Source organism: Nitrosospira sp. Nsp18 (genome assembly GCF_900103145.1).
Lineage (GTDB): Bacteria > Pseudomonadota > Gammaproteobacteria > Burkholderiales > Nitrosomonadaceae > Nitrosospira.
In genome coordinates this window covers 1-18,890 of sequence record NZ_FMWY01000002.1, presented here as the reverse complement: position 1 = coordinate 18,890, position 18,890 = coordinate 1, and the positions used below count along the sequence as shown (strand labels likewise).

The following is an 18,890-nucleotide window of genomic DNA, read 5'->3' as shown; positions in this document are numbered from 1 at the left end:
TAAAGTAAAACCAGGTACAACCAAGTAAAAGCGAGTAAAGAGTTGCTCATCAATTGACAACGCGATTTCAACAGAAGTTTCCGTCGGCAGAATCTTGCCTTCGTATAATACTTAATATTCGTTCAATTTTACCTTGAAAATTCTCGCTCTCGATACATCTACTGAATATTGCTCGGTTGCACTATTGTGGGATAGCGAGATCCTGAATCAGGAGATTCTTGCGGAACAGCGTCATTCTGAACTGATTTTGCCTATGGTGAGGCACACGCTGGACGAGGCCGGTTTGACGCTGAGACAACTGGATGGTATCGCTTTCGGCTCGGGGCCAGGGTCTTTCACCGGCTTGCGCATTGCGTGCGGCGTAACTCAAGGGCTGGCACTTGGTGCAGACCTGCCGGTAATCGGTATATGCACGTTGGAAGCATTGGCGCAGGACGCCGGGGAAAAAGGAACAGTTGCCGGAGTAATTGCCGCGCTCGACGCGCGCATGAGCGAGATATATCATGCTGCGTATAAGAGGACAGCAGATGGATGGCTGCCGGTGAGCGAACCGGCACTGTGCTCGCCGCACAATGCGCCCCTGGTTTCAGGAAACGACTGGACAGTTTGTGGCAGCGGTTTTGGAATGTATGAGGAAATACTGCGAAGCCGTTACCATGGATGTATCGGCCATGTTATCAGTGGCCTCAGGCCGAATGCCCGCGCCATAGTTCAGTTGGCTGCGGCAGAATTCAGAAAGGGATCGGGTATCGACCCTGCCCATGCTGCGCCACTATACATACGTAATAAAGTAGCACTAAAGGAGAAGGAGCGATGAGTGCTCAATTCCAGGAGATGCCGCAGATAAGACGGATGGTTCCGGCAGACCTGGATATGGTGGTAGCACTCGAACGAGAGGTTTTTCTTTTTCCGTGGACGCGCGGAAACTTCAGCGATTCGCTCCAGTCCGGTTACCATTCCCTTGTTTTAGAGCAGGATGGAGACGTCTTTGGGTACGGTGTGATGACAATTGGAGCGCAGGAAGCGCATCTGCTGACCCTTAGCATTGCTGCAGGAGCGCAGGGGAAGGGCTGGGGTGAAAGATTGCTGCGGCATTTCATCCATATCGCCAGAGAACAGCGTGCGTTGACGATGTTCCTGGATGTACGAGAATCCAATCATATCGCTGCCCGGCTATATAAACGGATCGGGTTCACGCAGATCGCCAAACGCAAGGATTATTACCCTGCGATGGGTGGCCGTGAAGACTCATTGGTTATGGAACTGGTGTTATGACTGTTGCCAGGCGAACCAGGCGCAAGGACATACTCAAGGAACTGGGCTTGACGCCACTGTGGCGTACCAGGACCGAAATGCACGGTCGCGCTTCTGCTGAGAAAGCCGAGGTTGCCGTTGAGCCCGTTCCCGATCTCCATGTAGACGCAAAGGAAGACAGGCGCGCGCAAATTTTGCGGATGGGCTGGGATGAACTTAAAGCCAGCGTTGAGGGTTGTATTGCGTGCCCACTGTTTCAGTCCCGCACACGCACCGTATTCGGCATAGGTGACAAAAACGCCGACTGGCTTTATGTGGGTGAAGGACCCGGTGCGCAGGAGGATGCTACCGGAGAGCCCTTTGTCGGGCAGGCCGGCAAGTTGCTGGACAACATGTTGGCGGCAATCGATCTGAAGCGCGGTCAGAATGTTTACATCGCCAATATCGTAAAATGCCGTCCACCTGACAACAGAGCCCCCACCTCCCATGAGGCGCATCAATGCGAGCCTTATCTCGCGCGGCAAATCGAATTAATGAAGCCCAGGCTTATCATTGCGCTGGGAAAAGTCGCGGCGGAGAATCTGCTGCACACCGATGCCAATCTCGGCAGCCTTCGCGGAAGATTGCACCAGCATTCAGGTATTCCTGTTATTGTCACCTATCACCCCGCTTATCTGCTGAGGACATTGCCCGCAAAAGCGAAAGCCTGGGAGGATTTGTGTTTCGCCAGACGTACAATGGAGACTTTGGGAACCTCTGAATAAGTCACACGATTTGTCAGAACAGGAGGGCGGCTGCGGCTTCGTGGCGTTGCGTCCCGCAAGGCAAGGGAGCAACGACGCGAATGGTCGGAGGAGTAGGTCGGGCTCTGCCCGACGATCAAAAACGGATGTCGGGCAGAGCCCGACCTACTTTGCAGTTCGGTAACGTCAGCGCTCCGGTCCGCGTCGTTTTGCGCTCAGTTGGTAAATGAGCGCTCAATGGAGGACTTATTCAGAGGTCCCTTGCATTAGGATAATTAATCCCCATTTACCACCTATGTGAAGCAACGCTTTTTTCAGGAAGAATTCCATGACTAATTTTCTGCGGTCTTTGACATTGCTTCTTGCCGTTACCTTGAGCGGCTGTGGCTATAATACCTTGCAGTCTACCGATGAGCAAATCAAGGCGAGCTGGGCGGAAGTTCTGAATCAGTATCAACGTCGCGCGGACCTGGTGCCCAATCTGGTAAATGTAGTGAAGGGTTTTGCCGCGCAGGAAAAAGACGTGCTGCTGGGCGTAACGAATGCCCGCTCCAAGGTGGGAAGCATTCAGGCTACGCCGGAGCTGATCAACGACCCTGAAGCCTTTGCGAAGTTTCAGAGTGTCCAGGGGGAACTGACAAGCGCCCTGTCGCGCTTGCTTGTGGTGGCGGAGAACTATCCGCAACTTAAATCGGACGCCAATTTTCGTGAATTGCAGGCACAATTGGAAGGCACCGAGAATCGTATCACCGTGGCTCGTAACCGCTACATCAAGGCGGTCCAGGAGTACAACATTACTGTGCGTTCGTTCCCCAGCAACCTTACGGCAATGGTATTCGGGTTCAAGGTGAAGCCTAGCTTCGCCGTTGAAAACGAGAAAGCAATTTCAGTTGCACCGAAGGTGGATTTCAGCAAGCCATAGCCGCGGAAACAGATTCTTCGCGGGAATCTAAATACCTGGCCCTGGAACTTGAAGCCGCGCCTCAACTTTTCTTTATGAGACAAACTGGAAGAAAAGCTCTTGTATTCTTCGCGCTGCTCTTTTCCGTCTCTTTGTCGATGGCGGAGGTGGCAATTCCAGCGCTTAAATCCCGCGTTACCGACCTGACCGGTACACTGGCGGCTAATGAGGCCGCGCAACTGGAACAGAAACTGGCTGCGTTTGAAGCCAGAAAAGGCAGCCAGATTGCGGTGTTGATCGTTCCCACCACTCAGCCTGAAACTATCGAGCAATATTCGATTCGCGTGGCCGAGGCGTGGAAACTCGGGCGAAAAGGTATTGATGACGGCGCACTCCTGTTAGTCGCCAAGCAGGACAGGACGGTGCGTATAGAGGTGGGATATGGTCTGGAGGGCGTGCTGCCGGACGCCCTGGCAAAGCGCATAGTCGATGAAGTCATTGTTCCTGAATTCAAGCAGGGCAATTTTGCCGGCGGTATCGATGCCGGTATCGAGCGAACGATGAGCGTGGTCGAAGGAGAACCATTGCCGCCGCCCCAAGCCAGGCGCGGCGAACGTGCTCCTTCTGGGAATGCGGTGATGGATAACATTATCCCGATTTTTATCATGCTCATCGTCGTGGCAAAAGTATTGCAGTCCTTTTTTGGGCGCTTCATCGGCGCCGGCATCATAAGCGCTTCCGCAGGATTTCTGGGCTGGCTGCTTTTTTCATCGATAGTCATCGGCATCATTGCGGCTATCCTTGCATTTTTCGTAAGCTTGTTCGGCAGCCCTGGCGGGGGAGTTTTTAGAGGGGGCCGCGGTGGCTGGCCGGGCGGTGGCATGGGCGGCAGGGGTGGGTTTGGAGGAGGCGGTGGCTTTGGTGGGGGTGGCGGCGGCTTTGGAGGCGGTGGCGCATCAGGGAGATGGTAGATGAATTTTGCACGCATACTGCGGCACTGTTTTACCAGTTCTATGGCCGTGCGGCGTGTATTTCCGGATGCCGTGCTGATAGCAATCGAACAGGCTATCAGCCGAACTGAAGTCAGCCATGACGGGGAGATCCTTTTTGCGGTGGAGGCAGCATTGAATACGTGGCCGCTGCTTAGAGATCAGTCGGCACGCGAGCGAGCCGTGGAGGCATTTGCCCAGCTTCGTGTCTGGGATACAGAGCATAACAATGGTGTGCTTATTTATTTATTGCTTGCGGATCGCGATGTTGAAATCGTTGCGGATCGTGGAATCAACAGCAAAGTCGGCAGTGGGGAGTGGGAAAAGATCTGTCATGAAATGGAAGAAGCTTTTCGTCTGGGTCAGTTCGAATCAGGGGTAATTGCGGGAATCCAAGGGATCGGCAATCATTTGCAGACGCATTTCCCCGCTGAGCGAAAGGGCGGAGAAAATGAGCTATCCGACCGACCGGTGATTTTATAGCAGAAAAACATTGATGCGCCGGAACCTTTGGCAAGCCCGGTGCGAAGCGTTGGGGCAAGTCGGAATGATCACGAGGCAACGGAGCCGTGTTGTTGCTCAGTCCAGGATGCCAGGAAGCCAGGAAGCACAGCCGGCAACGCATTTATAGTCGTAGCCAAAGGGTCAGGCTGCTCTCAATATTTGTTCAGATTCCCTAGTGCCCTTTATGGGCGCCGATCAGATGCAATGAATCTTCAATGCTCTGGTTACGCAGATGCCATCGACGTATCAACGCCATGATTATCGCCACGAGGAGGCCGAACAGAACAATAACGGTGTAAACATGGACGTCGAAACTCACCAATATTGCATACACGGCCAGCATGGTGAGAATACTCAGGTTCTCATTGAAATTCTGAACTGCTATGGAGTGGCCGGCACCCATCAGGATGTGTCCGCGGTGTTGCAGCAGAGCATTCATCGGCACTACAAAAAAACCAGCAAGTCCGCCGATCAGCATTAAAAGCGGAACCGCAATCCACAAATCGTGCGCCAGAATCATGGCTATTACGACGATGCCCATGGCGATGCCAAGAGGAATCACTTTTACCGACTGCCGGAGCGACACCAACCGTGCCGCGATAACGGCGCCTACCGCGATCCCTACGGCCACTACGCCTTGTAATTGCGCAGCTTTACTTAGCGGATAGCCGAGCGCGATATCGGCCCATTTCAGCACGATAAATTGCAGGGTTGCCCCCGCCCCCCAAAACAACGTAGTGACAGCCAGCGAAATTTGCCCGAGCTTGTCTGTCCATAACAGCTTCATGCAATGCCCGAACTCATGTATCAGGAATACAGGGTTTTTCTTGAGAACGCGGTGGTCAACTCCGGTATTGGGAATGTACAGATTGAAGATGGCGGCGGTGGTATAGAATACGGCGATAAGAAGTATGGCGGCTTCCGCGACGGTATTCACACCTGTGTCTATGAGTGGAAAGTCGAGCGTCAAAAACATGGCGGAGACCGAGGGTGAGATCAGTAGCCCGCCCAGCACCGTGCCTATTATGATGGAGGCAACGGTCAAACCTTCGATCCAGCCATTGGCTACGACCAGTTTTTCGGGGGGCAGCAGTTCAGTGAGTATGCCGTATTTAGCGGGAGAGTAAGCAGCGGCGCCAAGCCCGACGACTGCATAGGCAGCTAGAGCAAAATACTGATGCGATGCCAGAAAAAGCAGACTGCAACCTACGATCTTGATGCTATTGCTAATGAACATTACCCACCCCTTGGCCATGGAATCGGCAAAAGCGCCAACGAACGGGGCAAGAATCACATAAAACAACACGAACACAAACTTGAGCATCGGAGTGAGGTAAGCAGGCGCATGCAGTTCTATCAACAGCGCAATGGCGACGACCAGCAGCGCATTGTCCGCCAGCGAAGAGAAAAACTGCGCTGCCATGATGGTATAGAATCCGCGTTTCAAGCTTTGCTCTCCTAAAACTTTCTCACCCGTAAGGCGAGGAATTATACAATGCTCATCCGGGCAATATCACGAAACCGTTGTGCTATAAAATTGAAACCATCTGATTCAGGATCACTGATGAAATATTTGTTATGTCCCAAGAAACCTCTGCCTAAATCCAGAATCCTCTGCAGTGGATTTATTCAGAGGTTGCCCTGCTGATGTCACGCCCCATCCAGGCACTGATCGATCTCTCCGCACTCGAATATAATCTGTCCGTCGTTCGCCGCCACGCCCCCAACTCGCGCGTGATGGCAGTGATCAAGGCTGACGCATATGGCCATGGGCTACTGCGTGCCGCCGAAGCACTAGCTCGAGCAGAAGGGTTCGCAATGCTTGAGCTGGACGCTGCCGTGCGGCTGCGGGAGGCGGGCTATCGCCAGACGATTTTGCTACTCGAAGGTTTTTTCGATATAAGCGAATTAGGTTGGATCGAGCAATACCACTTAAGCACCGTAATCCATCACCGCGAGCAGCTCGCGATGTTGTCGGCATCCAGGCCCCGCGGCAAGCTAGATGTATTTCTGAAGCTCAATACCGGCATGAATCGGCTGGGATTTACGCTTGATGAGTTTCCCGCTGCGCTGGAAACCCTCAAAGCGAATTCTGCCGTAGGTCAAATTACCGTGATGACGCATTTTGCCCGCGCAGACGAGCCCTGCAGAAGCGAGAGCATCGCCGCGCAGCTACAACGTTTCAACGCTGCCGCCGAAGGGCGGTATCTGCCCCGTTCAATGGCTAATTCCGCTGCTATCCTCCGTTTTCCCGAAACACATGCCGATTGGGTACGGCCGGGCATCATGCTTTATGGCGCCTCCCCATTCGCCGACACCCCTGCTGACGAGCTGGATCTGCACCCGGCGATGACGGTATCGAGCAAGATCATCGCGGTGCAAACGCTTGAGCCGAGAGATGGCGTCGGATATGGTCATACTTTTCGTACACAGGGGCCGATGCGCGTGGGAATTGTCGCGGGCGGTTACGCCGACGGCTACCCGCGTCACGCGCCTACTGGCACCCCTATACTGGTGAACGGCAGGCGCACCCGCATTGTCGGGCGTGTATCCATGGATATGCTGCATGTAGATCTGACCGAAATAGAAAACGCCGGGGTGGGTACCCCGGTAACGCTCTGGGGAAAGGGAATGCCCGTTGACGAGGTGGCGCAATCAGCCGGTACGGTTGGCTACGAGTTATTATGCGCACTGGCGCCACGCATGCAGATAGTAACTTGATCCGATTCAGAAGGCGAAAGTTCGGGTTTTTCCTTGGACCTGTTCAAATTGCGCTCGTAAAAAAAGGCGGTCACCGACCGCCTTTTTATCTAGCGAGCATTTGAATACGAGTTATTCAACCTTCGCCTTGGATCGCAACTCGCCGACAGATGCCGCGAATTGACGTTGCAATACGCGCTGGGCCAGGTTCTGCTTTATTTCTTCGAATGGAGGAACCTTCAGGGGCCGCACGTCGTCCAGCCGTATAACATGCCAGCCGAAGGGCGTTTTTACCGGTTGTTCGGTGAGCTGACCCTTGGTCAATTTAGTCAAGGCTTCGGCAAAGGGCTGGACATAGCTTGCAGCAGGACTCCAGTCGAGCTCGCCACCCTTATTTTTGCTACCGGTATCCAGGGATTTTTCCTCGGCAATCTTCTCAAGCTTGGTACCTTTTTTGATACGCGCGATAATATCCTTAGCTTCTGCCTCGCTAGCAACTAAAACATGATGCGCCTTGTATTCTTTGTCACCCATCTGAGTTTTGACCGTTTCATATTCCTTGCGCAGCTCTTCATCGCTAACCGGGTGGTTTTTTATGTAATCGACCTGATAAGCTCTAACCAGGGCTGTTTGACGAGCCATCTCGAGTTGGGTTACGAAATCCAGGTCCTTGTCGAGTCCCTTTTTTTTCGCTTCCTGAGCGATTACTTCCTCGGTTATGAGGTCCTCACGCAAGGCTTTTCTGGCTTCAGGAGAATCCGGCTGATCCTGGGCAGCGCGCGCTTTCATTATAAATTCAATGCGTGACTGAGGAATGGCGACTCCATTCACCTTCGCCATGGACGACCCAGTTTGAGCCTGAACAGCCGTCACGGCAATCAGCCCGGAAATACCTAGCGCTGTTAGTTGGGAAAATTTAATAAAATACATGGGGCTTCCTTGTCATGGGATCAAAATCAAATTTCTTCGGGAGTATACGCTTTTACACTTAAGGCGTGAATATTCTTATGCATCATCTCTTGCAGCGCGGTATAGACCAGACGATGTCGCGCCAACGCGGATTTCCCGGAAAATTTATGGGAAACAATGGTGAGTAAATAATGCCCGCCACCGCTTTTAGCGCCTTCATGCCCTGCATGCCTGGCGCTCTCATCCACGATTTCAATTTTTTCCGGTTCAAGAACAGAAAGTTTCTGCTTGATCAATTCAATTGTACTCAACGGTTTTATTTAAGGTAAAATTTTTCTGAATGGCCTGACCGTCAATTTGCCATATACGCCGGAAGTGACATATGGATCGGCTTCTGCCCAGGTTTGCGCTGCTTCCAGTGATTCGAATTCGGCTACGATCAGGCTACCGGAAAATCCTGCCGGGCCTGGGTCGGGGCTATCGATTGCCGGGTATGGTCCAGCCAGGATAAGACGCCCCTCTTCCTGCAATACCTTGATGCGTTCCAGATGTTCCGGACGGACCGCCATCCTTTTTTCCAGGCTGTCGGGTATATCTTCCCCGTTTATCGCATAGAACATCACGCTTCCTTATCCTCACTGTCCTGTATGTATTTACCCAGCATCACACCTTGTAACAGGACAAAAGCCACCATCAGACCCATAAACCCGAACAGCTTGAAGTTGACCCAGGTATCAGTATCATAATTGAAAGCCACGTAAAGATTCGCTCCGCCCATTAACGCGAAAAATGCCGCCCAGCTGGCGTTGAGGCGGCCCCATACGGGGTCTGGCAGCTTGATCTGTTCTTTCATCATGACACGGATCAAGTTCTTCTTGAAAACCAGGTGGGCCAACAGTAGCGCGGCGGCGAAAAGCCAGTAAAGTACCGACGGTTTCCACTTGATGAATGTTTCATCTTGCAGGATCAATGTTGCACTGCCGAAAATAACGATGATAACAAGGCTGACCCACAGCATGGTATCCACCTTGCCGTGGCGAAACCAGACCCAGACGATTTGCGCAAAAGTGGCGCCAATGGCAACGGCAGTGGCCGCGTAGATGCCATAAATTTTGAAAGCAACGAAAAACAGGATTACCGGAAAGAGATCAAAAAGAAGCTTCATAATGTCCAACTGGGCCGGCAGGAGCCGTTGAAGAGTAATTATGGCCGTTAGCCACGTAAAAATCTATTCAAATTTTCCAGAAAGATGAGCGAATATAGACGCTTAAATTGCGGGAGATTTTAGCCCCGACAGATAATTCTCCGTCCTGGCTAAAAAAGACTGGACGAATGAGGTAAAAAAGGCCGGACGAATGACGAACGGTCGAGCTAGATTTCCACTAAAACGCCCGGCATGTCTTTCAGTGTCATAAAAAAGATATGCCGTACTGATAAAGCAATCGAGCCGCTTATATATTGCCTGTTCCCCGATCGAGCTTGAGTGATCCGGAATTGATGCAATAGCGTAAACCGGTTGGCTCAGGTCCGTCGTCGAATACATGCCCCAGGTGTGCGTCGCAGCGGGCACACAATACCTCAGTCCGGTGCATGAAAAAGCTGTTATCTTCCTCGGCTGTGACATTGGCCGGGGCCACCGGTTGCCAGAAAGAAGGCCAACCCGTGCCTGAATCGAACTTGGTATCCGAACTGAATAGCGCAGCACCGCAGCATGCGCAACGGTATACGCCTTTATCGTGGCAATTCCAGTATTCACCTGTGAAAGCGGGCTCGGTACCGCCCTCGCGACAAACATGGTACTGCTGAGGCGTAAGCTGCTTTTGCCATTCCTGTTCAGACTTGACGATTTTTCGGTCCATGATTCCCTTCAGTCGAAAATTTAGCGCCACCTGAAAGGTATCTCAAGGATATTTCAGGGATGTATTCCAAGCGGACAAAGAGTGTATCTTAATGTAAATGTATTGGCGCTACTTCGCCTTCTTCCGGAAATTCAGCGTGAACCACTTCGCCTTCCGGGTTTGGAAACAATGGAGCGCCACACTCCTCGCAATAGTCCAGAAGAAAATGATTTTGCAGCAACATGGTATGACCTATGCCGCATTCCCGCAAGGTCGTTTCGATTTGGGTGACGATATCGCTGCTCTCATCTTCATCGCCAACCAATGCCCATACTATCCCGTACAGCACCTCGTTGCGATCCTTGAGCGTGAAACCTATACGGTATTCTTCCAGCCACTGATCATAGAAAGGCGCGATTACCGCACGCAGCCTGTTTGGTGAGATATTCAGTGTAGTTTGCAGGAAATTAACGGTCGCATGCGTGGAATAGGGCCGGGCGAGGCGATCCGCCATGCGCCAGGCCGAAAAAAAGCCATCGGGTATCAGTAATTCAAACGCGCACCCCAGGAACAACTGCCGTAAAGCTTCACCGCCGTGAGTCTGCCATGCAAGCACAATTTCCTCTTTTGATAACATCAGAGCCGGAAGGTTGCTGTTCCTGGTCTCGCCAACCCCGTTCGCTTGCTGCCAGCGGAACATGGCCTTTCCTTGCGGCGCCGCGATGCCCCCTAGAAGATAACGTGTATCGGAGAGAAAACGGCCGGTTTCGGCTAGCCGGTTGGGGTTCATATGCAACATACGCTCTCCAGCCACCGCTGCCGACCATAGCTTGCCGGCCAGCTCATGTGTAAGGTGATAGCCGCGCGGCAATTGGTCGGGACTGAACAGACAATCCGCGAGCACGAACTGAACATTCGGCGCCAGCACATGGGTCTGCAACTGTACCCGCAAATTGGCCAGCATTGCTTCGTCTACTGGCCCCGAAGGAATTGAAAATCGCGACCAGGTCAGCACCGGCACGGCAAACATCAGCACATCATAGCGTCGATCTTCATGTGTCAATATGCTGCATTCAATTGCCGCCTCTATGGCATAAATGAACTCGCTATAACCCGCCGGGTCTGTGTCATAAAGCTGATCCAGCGCCGCTTCGAGATTTTGATCGTCGCTTGTCCGCAGCTGGGCGTGTATCTTTGCCGCAAGCCGGTTTTCCCAGAAGGCGTCTTCTATACGGCTGCCTGAAGCGGCAAGCCCCGCCGCCAGGCGGCAAAGCTCTTGCACTACGCGCGGAGATTTGGTGCGATGAGGAGCGCGAGTTTTTTTCATGAAAATTAATGTGCGCGTATGATCAAAAAAATATTTTAACTTAAATCCCGGGGATGGAAGGAGGATAAGCTTTTAGGGGATCGAATATCCGAAGGAGCGGGTGGATTATCTGCTCCGCTCCTTCGCGCTACCCCCGGTTCTCGTAGCTGATGGCGTCAGAGTGGAAGCTTCGCGCCGAGTACGTCTATATACTCAATCTGCGGGGGTTCCGTCAGTAAATCAGCTGCGTTGGCGCTCAGTGCTTCTGCGATCTGACCGGATAAATGCGCCGACCGCCCCGCCTCATCGGTGAATGCATCGAAAACGCCGAAAGTGGACGGTCCCAGGCGAAGAGCGAACCATACTGGCGTCTCGGCTTCCTGGTTCGCGAGTGTAAGTCCCTGTTCGAGAAAATTGCTTACATCGGTTTCCTTCCCTGGTTTGGCTTGTAATCGTACAAATAGAGCAACTTTTAGCATGATGGTTTTCCTTTCTGAAGTTGGACAACGAGGCACAACTCCAGACATCATACCGTTTCCCCACAAAAGGCGAGATCGGCAGATTAAATAAGTACTTTCGCCCATCTTCATATCGGGTCACGACATGCAGACGGGACGTTAGGGTTTTTTTTGGCGTGGAATGCAGTAAGCGGTGGATATTCACCTCTGCGTGTAGATCAGCTCTACAGCAGTTGAGCAACATAGTGCAGGTAGAAACGGGCTCAATTTTTAACCGATAAGATTCCATCGCGATCATTATCGTTGCCGTGAACCAGGCGGTACAATATGGGCAGTACCAGCAGGGTCAAGGCGGTAGACGAAAGAATGCCTCCGATTACCACGGTTGCCAGTGGCCGCTGCACTTCCGCACCTGTTCCGGTTGCGAGCGCCATGGGGACGAACCCAAGCGCTGCCACCAATGCCGTCATCAATACCGGGCGCAAACGGGTGAGGGCGCCGGTTTGAATGGCTTCATCCAGGGCCATGCCATGCGCGCGTAAATCACGGATAAACGCCAGCATGACCAGGCCGTTGAGCACGGCTACGCCAGACAGGGCGATAAATCCCACGCCGGCGGAAATGGACAGAGGGATATCCCGCAACCACAACGCCACAATTCCGCCGCTAAGCGCGAAAGGAACGCCGCTAAACATCAGTAGTCCGTCCCGGACATTGCCGAACATGGTATAGAGCAGGACAAAAATCAATCCGAGGGCCACAGGAATGACAATCTGAAGGCGCTTCGCGGCTGAAATCAACTGCTCGAATTGCCCTCCCCAGGTTATCCAATAACCCGGCGGACTCTTCACCTTCTCTGCGATGAGCGCTTCCGCTTCTTCCACGAAGGATCCCAGGTCCCTGCCACGCACGTTGGCGGTAACCACTACCCTGCGTTTGCCGTTTTCACGGCTTACCTGATTAGGTCCCTGGACAACTTCCAGATTAGCCACCTCGCCCAGCAGGACGTAGCCAACTACGCCGGCAGCAGGCGCCGCGGCAACCGCCATGTTGGAAGCGGGCAGCCTGACGGGTAAACGCTCGAGCGTCTCGATATCGCTGCGCAGGGATTCCGGCAATCGGACCTGCAGATCGAAGCGGCGATCTCCCTCGTAAATAGTGCCCGCGCTTCTTCCACCAATGGAAATGGCGACGGCATCCTGCACATCCACAGCATTCAAACCGAAACGTGCCATCTTCGCCCGATCCATTTGAATGGACAGTACCGGTAATCCGGTGATCTGCTCGGTCCTCACGTCCGCTGCGCCAGGGATGGTGCCTAGAACTTTTTCGATCTCCTCTCCTACAGCGAGCAGCGTATCCATGTCGTCGCCGAATACTTTTACGGCGACATCCGCACGCACGCCCGAAAGCAGTTCATTAAAACGCATCTGTATCGGCTGGGTGAACTCGTAATTGTTACCCGGTACTTCCCGCACCGCCCGTTCAATCGCGGCGACCAGCTGCGGCTTTGTATGGTGCGGCCCCGGCCATTCCGACGGGGGTTTCAGGATAACAAAGGTATCCGCCACGCTCGGCGGCATCGGATCGGTCGCAATTTCGGCGGTCCCGATCTTGGAGAACACCCTCTCCACTTCGGGAAATGTCTTGATTGTTTTCTCCAGTTCGTCCTGCATCTCGACCGCAGTAGTCAGGCTCGTTCCCGGGATGCGAATGGCATGGAGAGCTATATCTCCTTCATTGAGGCTGGGTATGAATTCGCTGCCCATTCGCGTCGTCAGCAAGCCGGACAGCACCACAATCACCACCGCCAGCGTGACCGTCAGCGCCTTGTTGTGCATCGCCGCCGTTAGGGCCGGCACATACATATTCTTCACCCACACTACTACCGGACTTTCTTTTTCCGCTACCTTGCCGGAGAGGAAGAGCGCAATTGCCGCCGGGATGAATGTTACGGAGAGAATCATCGCGCCGACCAGTGCGATCACGACCGTGAAAGCCATGGGATGAAACATCTTTCCTTCCACGCCTGACAACGCGAAGATCGGCAGATAGACCACCATGATGATTAGTTCGCCATAGATCAGCACTCGCCGGGCCTCCCGAGATGCATCGAAGACCACAGCAAAGCGCTCGGCTGGAGTCAACAGTCGTCCCAGCCGCGCCTGCTCGTGCGCGAGCCGCCGGATGGCGTTTTCGACGATCACGATGGAACCGTCGACGATCAGGCCGAAATCAAGCGCCCCCAGGCTCATCAGATTGGCGCTGACATGATTGGCAACCATGCCGCTGAAGGTGAACAGCATCGAAAGCGGAATAACGAGCGCGGTAATCAGTGCAGCACGCAGGTTTCCCAGAAACAGGAACAGCACCAGGATTACCAGGGTTGCGCCCTCGAACAGGTTGGTCGCGACCGTCCAGATGGTTTTGTCCACCAGATCGGTGCGATCGTATACCGGCGTGGCGACGATGCCTTCCGGCAGGGTCCGGTTTACCTCAATCAGCTTGTCGGCGATAGCATGAGAAACCGCTCGGCTGTTCTCTCCAATCAGCATGAGTGCGGTGGCAAGGACTATTTCCTCACCATTTTGTGTTGCGGCGCCGGTGCGCAGTTCCTTGCCTATCAGGACATCCGCAACGTCCCTGATGCGTATGGGTATACCCTGGCGCGAACCGAAAATGATATTGGCGATTTCATCCAGATCCACTACCTGCCCCGGCACTCGAACCAGGTATTGCTCACCGCTTTTTTCGATATAGCCTGCGCCTACGTTAAGATTATTTCGCTCCAGGGCAATGATGACATCCTGTAATGTCAGTCCAAAGGAGAGCAGCTTGTCGGGATAGGGTGTGACGTGAAATTGCTTGACGTAGCCACCTATGGCGTTGACTTCCGCTACCCCTTTAACCATGCGTAACTGGGGCCGGATAATCCAGTCCTGAATCTCCCGCAGGTCGATCGTGCTATATGCAGTGCCGTCCGGCTTTTGCGCATCTTTCTCCGCGCCAACGGTCCACATGAAGATTTCTCCAAGGCCGGTGGAGATCGGTCCCATCGTGGGCACAATTCCAACAGGCAGTTTGGCCTTGGCCTCCTGGATGCGCTGATTCACTAACTGTCGCGCGAAATAGATGTCGGTGCCATCCTCGAAAATAACCGTTACCTGGGATAAGCCATAGCGAGAGAGGGATCGGGTGTAGTGAAGGTTGGGAAGGCCGGCCATGACCGTCTCGATCGGAAAGGTCACACGCTGCTCTGCTTCCACCGGCGAATAGCCTGTCGCCGAGGTATTTATCTGTACCTGTACATTGGTAATGTCCGGTACGGCGTCAATAGCCAGCTTCTGGAAACTGTAAACGCCAACCGCGGCCATGGCCAGTACCGCGCCTATCACGAAGCCGCGCTGGTGTATCGAACCTTGCAAGATGCGTTCAATCATGGTGTATGACCATCGGAAAAATCTCGGCTGACCTACAGTTTGCCGTTTGGCTGCATCGATTTTCAGTGATCATGGGATGCACCTGCCTTGCCGAGTTCGGATTTGATGATAAAGCTGTTGCCTGTGGCGTACTGCTCTCCAGCGGAGAGTCCGCTCAGCACCTCAACCATCTTGCCATCGCTGTGGCCGAGCTTCAGTGGACGTGCTTCAAAGTGTTCACCGTAGCGGCCAAACACCACCGACCAGTCGTTTAGCGTCTGGATGGCATTCACCGAAACCGCGACAGGCACTTGAATTTCTTCGGCCACCAGTTCGGCTGTGACAAACATGCCCGGCCGCCATCTGCCGTCCTTGTTATCCAGTATGATCCGCGCGGTGGCAGTGCGCGTCGCGGCACCAACAAGGGCGCTGATGTAGGAGATTTCCCCTTCGCCCTCCACATCGATCGCCGTTGCTTTTACCTTCGCCTTCTGCCCGATCTTTAGCACATCCAGGTCTTTCGCATAAACCGTGATTTGCGCCCATACGGTAGACACGTCGGCTATGGTGAAGATGGCCGTATCCTCTTTAAGCGTCTGGCCCTGGGCTATGGCTTTGGCGGTAATAAGGCCGGGAATCGGCGCCTGGATCTCATAGCGGGACAGATCACGCTCCTGATAAATTGCCTCAGGCCGCACGCCGAGCGTGCACAATTTGGATAAGGCAAGATCCGAGGCGATCTCGGCTTCGACCAGCGCCTGCCGGGCGGTGAGATAATCCTGCTTTGCGGAGATCTTTTCTTCCCACAACTGCTTTTCACGTTCAAATGTGATCCGCGCCAGCCCCAGCCGTTTTCGCGCTGCGAAGAGTTGGCTGCGTAAATCAGCCAGCATCATGCTTTCGATGACGGCAAGTACCTCGCCTTTCTGCACATGCTGGCCATGATGCCGATTGACGGCATCCACGATGCCGGGCAAGCGGGGTACGACCTGCACGATGGTATGCTCATCGAATACGATCTCGCCCGGCAGCTTGAGTGTCAGCTTGAGCGTCGCCGGCCCGGCAGTATGTATTTCGATGCCGTTGCTTTTCAGCATTTCCTCCGGCATTGCTACCCGTGCTTCGACCTGGCTGTAACCCCAGCGAAAAGTTTCACCGTCGTGTTCGGCAGCAATTGCCATATCGAATGAGTGGGGTTCCTCCACTACCTGATCGCCCAGCAGATAGTCGGCCTCAGGCTTGAAGTTGAATATCTGCGCCGGCGCACCCAGCCGGGATAGCGTGACCGTTACTTTCCCGGCAGTGGGCGGAAGCGGCTTCCTGTTTTCATAGAGGTAGAGGCGCAATTGCGGGGGCACCCCTTTTTCAAAAATAGTAACCTCTACGCCGAAGCCGTCTTTGATGAACAGTTTTCCTCCTCGGGGACCTTTGCCAGGCTCTTGTCCGGCTCGCCTTTCCGTCGCTGGGTGGTTACTGGTTTCATGGTCCTCGTGAGCGCCGGTGGCAGCAGCTTCATCATGAACCTCATGTGGGGTATCGGGAGAAGGAGCCTTGTTCCAGATAAGGATTAATCCACCCAGGAAGATCCCTGTTACGATGACAACGGCAATCGATATCCTTTGGCGCTTATTCACAATGTGCTCCTTGAATCCCCATTTGCGTCATTTGTGCCATTTGTATTTTGGCCGTTGATTGCAGCAGGACTTACCGCCGCATCGATGGGTGCTGCAATCACGCGTTCGATTTCATTGACCAGGCGGTGGTAATTCGCAAGCGCGCGCACATAAAGAATTCTGTTCTGGAATAAAGTGCGTTGCGCATCCAGCACTTCAAGAAATCCAAACTTACCCAGCTCATAGCCTTTGTTGGTAACCTCGAACGCGCTTTTGGCCGCGGGCAGAATTTCGTCGCGCAGTATACCCACCTCGTTTTGCGCACTCGACAAAGTCTCATACGCCAGCGTGAGCTCGGCTTTAAGCCGCAGGTCGATGGCTGCCTGCTCGTCGATGGCCTTATCTACACGTTGATGCGCTTCGCGGACACTGCCCTGATTACGGTCGAAAAATGGCAACGGCATCACAAGGCCGACCACAGCCGTATTGCCACCGAGCAGCGCGTGGTGAATGACACCCGCGTTTACGGTCAGATTCGGTATCCGCCGGGTCTGCTCCACCTCCAGCAGCGCTTTACGCTGTTCTATATTTTTCATGGCGCGAAGCGCTGCAGGGCTGCTGAGAACGCGTTCCGCGAGAACTTCAAAGCTTGGCAGGGTGATCAATGATTCAAGATTTCCCAGCGCTCGGGTAAATCGCGGGGAAGCGTTGCCCCATAGCAGCGTCAGCCGTTTGCGCGCCGACGCCAGATCACGCTGCGCTTGCTCAAGCTCGATCCGGGTGGTGGAGAGTGTCACTCCGGCCCTGGTTTCCTCGATGGGAGGCACCTTCCCGGCCTGGACACGTCTCCCGGTCGTGCTGACTACCCTCTGTGCCAGTTGCAGATTATCCTCGGCAAGTCGCACACGTTCTTGTGCGGCCAGCACTTCCGTGAAGGTATTTGCTATCCGGGCGATGAGTTCCACCCGTCTTGTTTCATAGTCTTTACCTGCCAGTTCTTCATTTAGCAGCGCCGCGTTGACCCGGGCTGCGCGTTTCCCGCCGAGCTCGATCAGCTGGCTGATGCGGATAGTCGTGATTTGTTGCACAACCTCTTGCGCAACCGCCTTTTGCGAGTTTATATCGCCCTGCAGTGGCTGAATATTTCCGACATTTTCGACGTTGACCGATAACTCGGGGTTTCGCAGCAGTCCTGCTTGAAGCGTTGCGCCTTCCAGGGCGCGCACCTCCTTGGCAAAAGAGGCTAGTTCGGGATTGCGCTGCAATGCAAGCAGCGCGGCATCCCGTAAAGTCAAGTCGTCCTTCTCCTCAGGCTGGAGCACATCGGAAACGCGCAGGCTTCTGTCGGGAATGACGCCGGCAAAGGTACCTTCTGCAATTGCCGAAGAATGCCAACTCAGCACAAGAATAAGCCATCCAGCCAGCACGGAATATCGTGACGGCGCGAACGATACATCAAAGCTCATGAAAATCCTCCGCAAGGCTACGCGTGATACCAAACTCCGTAACCGGCGCTACTATGAGTCAGCCGGTCCTTACGCAGATGAGAATGCGGCAAGTCTGCACAGGCGCAGCGGCACAATGGGCACGAGGATAAAGGCCTCGAGTATTCTCCCGGCGAGCCTGGTCCGCCCATAGCAATGCCAGGGGGATACGCGTGCGAGACTTGCAGGTTCAGCTTGCCAGGATGTTTCGGGGTGGATGCAGAGGTGACTCGGGAATGGATTCGGGAACGGTGGCAGAGACAAAGACCCCCGGAACTTCCATGCCGGTGAAAGTGGGTACAGTTAAAGGAGCTGTAAAGAAAAAAGGCTGATACTGCCCTGCCGCGTGAAGACACAAATGAGTAGCGGCATCCAGATGGCCCTCATCGTTTATAGCCGCATGCTGATGGGCCTCAAGATGCGCTGTGGGATCGAGAGAAAGAACGTGATGCTCATGATCGAGCTCATGAGCGAAAACCTCGCCGTTAAACGCCCAGCTAAATGCGTTCGTCATCATAGTGACGAACAGTACAAGCATGACGGGGTGGATATGGCGTCGTGGGTTCATGGCTTCTTAGATTCTATACCCGGGAACGAATAATGCCAATAGCTGCTTTTTTTCTCGTTAGCACAGGCCAAGCTCAGGATTTCGCATAGGGAGCAATGAACTGCCCAAACGCGTTGCGCCATAGAAAAAGGTTACCGAAACAGTTTTGCAGTTAACGTTGTGCCATAAGGAAAGGAATTCATTTTAGTGCATCGAAGATGATTT

General features: G+C 53.7%; 19 protein-coding genes. 7 read left to right on the top strand and 12 right to left on the bottom strand.

Features of this window, described 5'->3' with window-relative positions; all coding sequences use genetic code 11:
* Nucleotides 1–133: 133 nt before the first annotated feature.
* The 6 genes from tsaB to BLS94_RS00985 all read left to right on the top strand — a co-directional run bounded on the left by tsaB (nt 134) and on the right by BLS94_RS00985 (nt 4,370).
* Nucleotides 134–817 (top strand): tRNA (adenosine(37)-N6)-threonylcarbamoyltransferase complex dimerization subunit type 1 TsaB, encoded by a 684-nt coding sequence (gene tsaB, locus BLS94_RS01010; RefSeq protein ID WP_090957387.1) that lies wholly within the window; start codon nt 134–136, stop codon nt 815–817.
* Nucleotides 814–1,275 (top strand): ribosomal protein S18-alanine N-acetyltransferase, encoded by a 462-nt coding sequence (gene rimI / locus BLS94_RS01005; RefSeq protein WP_072766330.1) that lies wholly within the window; start codon nt 814–816, stop codon nt 1,273–1,275. The genes tsaB and rimI overlap by 4 nt, the downstream gene beginning before the upstream one ends.
* Nucleotides 1,272–2,018, top strand: coding sequence for a uracil-DNA glycosylase (locus BLS94_RS01000; RefSeq protein WP_090957386.1), 747 nt, complete (start codon nt 1,272–1,274; stop codon nt 2,016–2,018). Before rimI ends, BLS94_RS01000 begins: the two co-directional genes overlap by 4 nt.
* A gap of 307 nt (nt 2,019–2,325) precedes the next feature.
* Nucleotides 2,326–2,919 (top strand): LemA family protein, encoded by a 594-nt coding sequence (locus tag BLS94_RS00995; RefSeq protein ID WP_090957385.1) that lies wholly within the window; start codon nt 2,326–2,328, stop codon nt 2,917–2,919.
* A gap of 74 nt (nt 2,920–2,993) precedes the next feature.
* On the top strand, nt 2,994–3,869 hold the full coding sequence (locus tag BLS94_RS00990; RefSeq protein ID WP_090957384.1) for a TPM domain-containing protein: 876 nt from the start codon (nt 2,994–2,996) through the stop codon (nt 3,867–3,869).
* On the top strand, nt 3,870–4,370 hold the full coding sequence (locus BLS94_RS00985) for a TPM domain-containing protein (RefSeq protein ID WP_072766327.1): 501 nt from the start codon (nt 3,870–3,872) through the stop codon (nt 4,368–4,370).
* A 193-nt stretch (nt 4,371–4,563) separates the two neighbouring features.
* Here the strand turns inward: BLS94_RS00985 and lplT are convergent, their stop codons facing one another.
* Entirely contained in the window at nt 4,564–5,838 is a 1,275-nt protein-coding gene (gene lplT, locus BLS94_RS00980) for a lysophospholipid transporter LplT (protein ID WP_072766326.1), read from the bottom strand.
* A 200-nt stretch (nt 5,839–6,038) separates the two neighbouring features.
* Here lplT and alr point away from each other — a divergent pair, with 200 nt between their 5' ends.
* Nucleotides 6,039–7,112, top strand: a complete 1,074-nt coding sequence (gene alr / locus BLS94_RS00975) for an alanine racemase (protein ID WP_090957383.1) — start codon at nt 6,039–6,041, stop codon at nt 7,110–7,112.
* Nucleotides 7,113–7,223: 111 nt separating this feature from the next.
* Here alr and BLS94_RS00970 read toward each other — a convergent pair whose 3' ends face one another.
* The 11 genes from BLS94_RS00970 to BLS94_RS00920 form a co-directional block, all read right to left on the bottom strand.
* Nucleotides 7,224–8,021, bottom strand: a complete 798-nt coding sequence (locus tag BLS94_RS00970) for a peptidylprolyl isomerase (protein WP_090957382.1) — start codon at nt 8,019–8,021, stop codon at nt 7,224–7,226.
* Nucleotides 8,022–8,047: 26 nt separating this feature from the next.
* Nucleotides 8,048–8,311 carry a BolA family protein gene (locus BLS94_RS00965; protein ID WP_072766323.1) on the bottom strand — a complete coding sequence of 88 codons (264 nt, stop codon included), beginning with the start codon at nt 8,309–8,311 and terminating at the stop codon, nt 8,048–8,050.
* Between the two features lie 9 nt (nt 8,312–8,320).
* Nucleotides 8,321–8,620 carry a YciI family protein gene (locus tag BLS94_RS00960; protein WP_072766322.1) on the bottom strand — a complete coding sequence of 100 codons (300 nt, stop codon included), beginning with the start codon at nt 8,618–8,620 and terminating at the stop codon, nt 8,321–8,323.
* On the bottom strand, nt 8,620–9,165 hold the full coding sequence (locus BLS94_RS00955) for a septation protein A (protein ID WP_072766321.1): 546 nt from the start codon (nt 9,163–9,165) through the stop codon (nt 8,620–8,622). Before BLS94_RS00955 ends, BLS94_RS00960 begins: the two co-directional genes overlap by 1 nt.
* A gap of 286 nt (nt 9,166–9,451) precedes the next feature.
* Nucleotides 9,452–9,859, bottom strand: a complete 408-nt coding sequence (msrB, locus tag BLS94_RS00950; protein WP_072766654.1) for a peptide-methionine (R)-S-oxide reductase MsrB — start codon at nt 9,857–9,859, stop codon at nt 9,452–9,454.
* An 88-nt stretch (nt 9,860–9,947) separates the two neighbouring features.
* Entirely contained in the window at nt 9,948–11,165 is a 1,218-nt protein-coding gene (locus BLS94_RS00945; RefSeq protein WP_090957381.1) for a DUF2863 family protein, read from the bottom strand.
* A 155-nt stretch (nt 11,166–11,320) separates the two neighbouring features.
* Nucleotides 11,321–11,623: a putative quinol monooxygenase gene (locus BLS94_RS00940; RefSeq protein WP_090957380.1), complete on the bottom strand. Its 303-nt coding sequence runs from the start codon at nt 11,621–11,623 to the stop codon at nt 11,321–11,323.
* Between the two features lie 242 nt (nt 11,624–11,865).
* On the bottom strand, nt 11,866–15,042 hold the full coding sequence (locus BLS94_RS00935; RefSeq protein ID WP_090957379.1) for an efflux RND transporter permease subunit: 3,177 nt from the start codon (nt 15,040–15,042) through the stop codon (nt 11,866–11,868).
* Nucleotides 15,043–15,104: 62 nt separating this feature from the next.
* Nucleotides 15,105–16,655, bottom strand: coding sequence for an efflux RND transporter periplasmic adaptor subunit (locus tag BLS94_RS00930; protein ID WP_090957378.1), 1,551 nt, complete (start codon nt 16,653–16,655; stop codon nt 15,105–15,107).
* Nucleotides 16,652–18,100: a TolC family protein gene (locus tag BLS94_RS00925; RefSeq protein WP_090957377.1), complete on the bottom strand. Its 1,449-nt coding sequence runs from the start codon at nt 18,098–18,100 to the stop codon at nt 16,652–16,654. Before BLS94_RS00925 ends, BLS94_RS00930 begins: the two co-directional genes overlap by 4 nt.
* A gap of 208 nt (nt 18,101–18,308) precedes the next feature.
* A complete protein-coding gene (locus BLS94_RS00920) occupies nt 18,309–18,686 on the bottom strand; it encodes a hypothetical protein (protein ID WP_090957376.1) in 378 nt (125 codons plus the stop codon).
* Nucleotides 18,687–18,890: the final 204 nt, after the last annotated feature.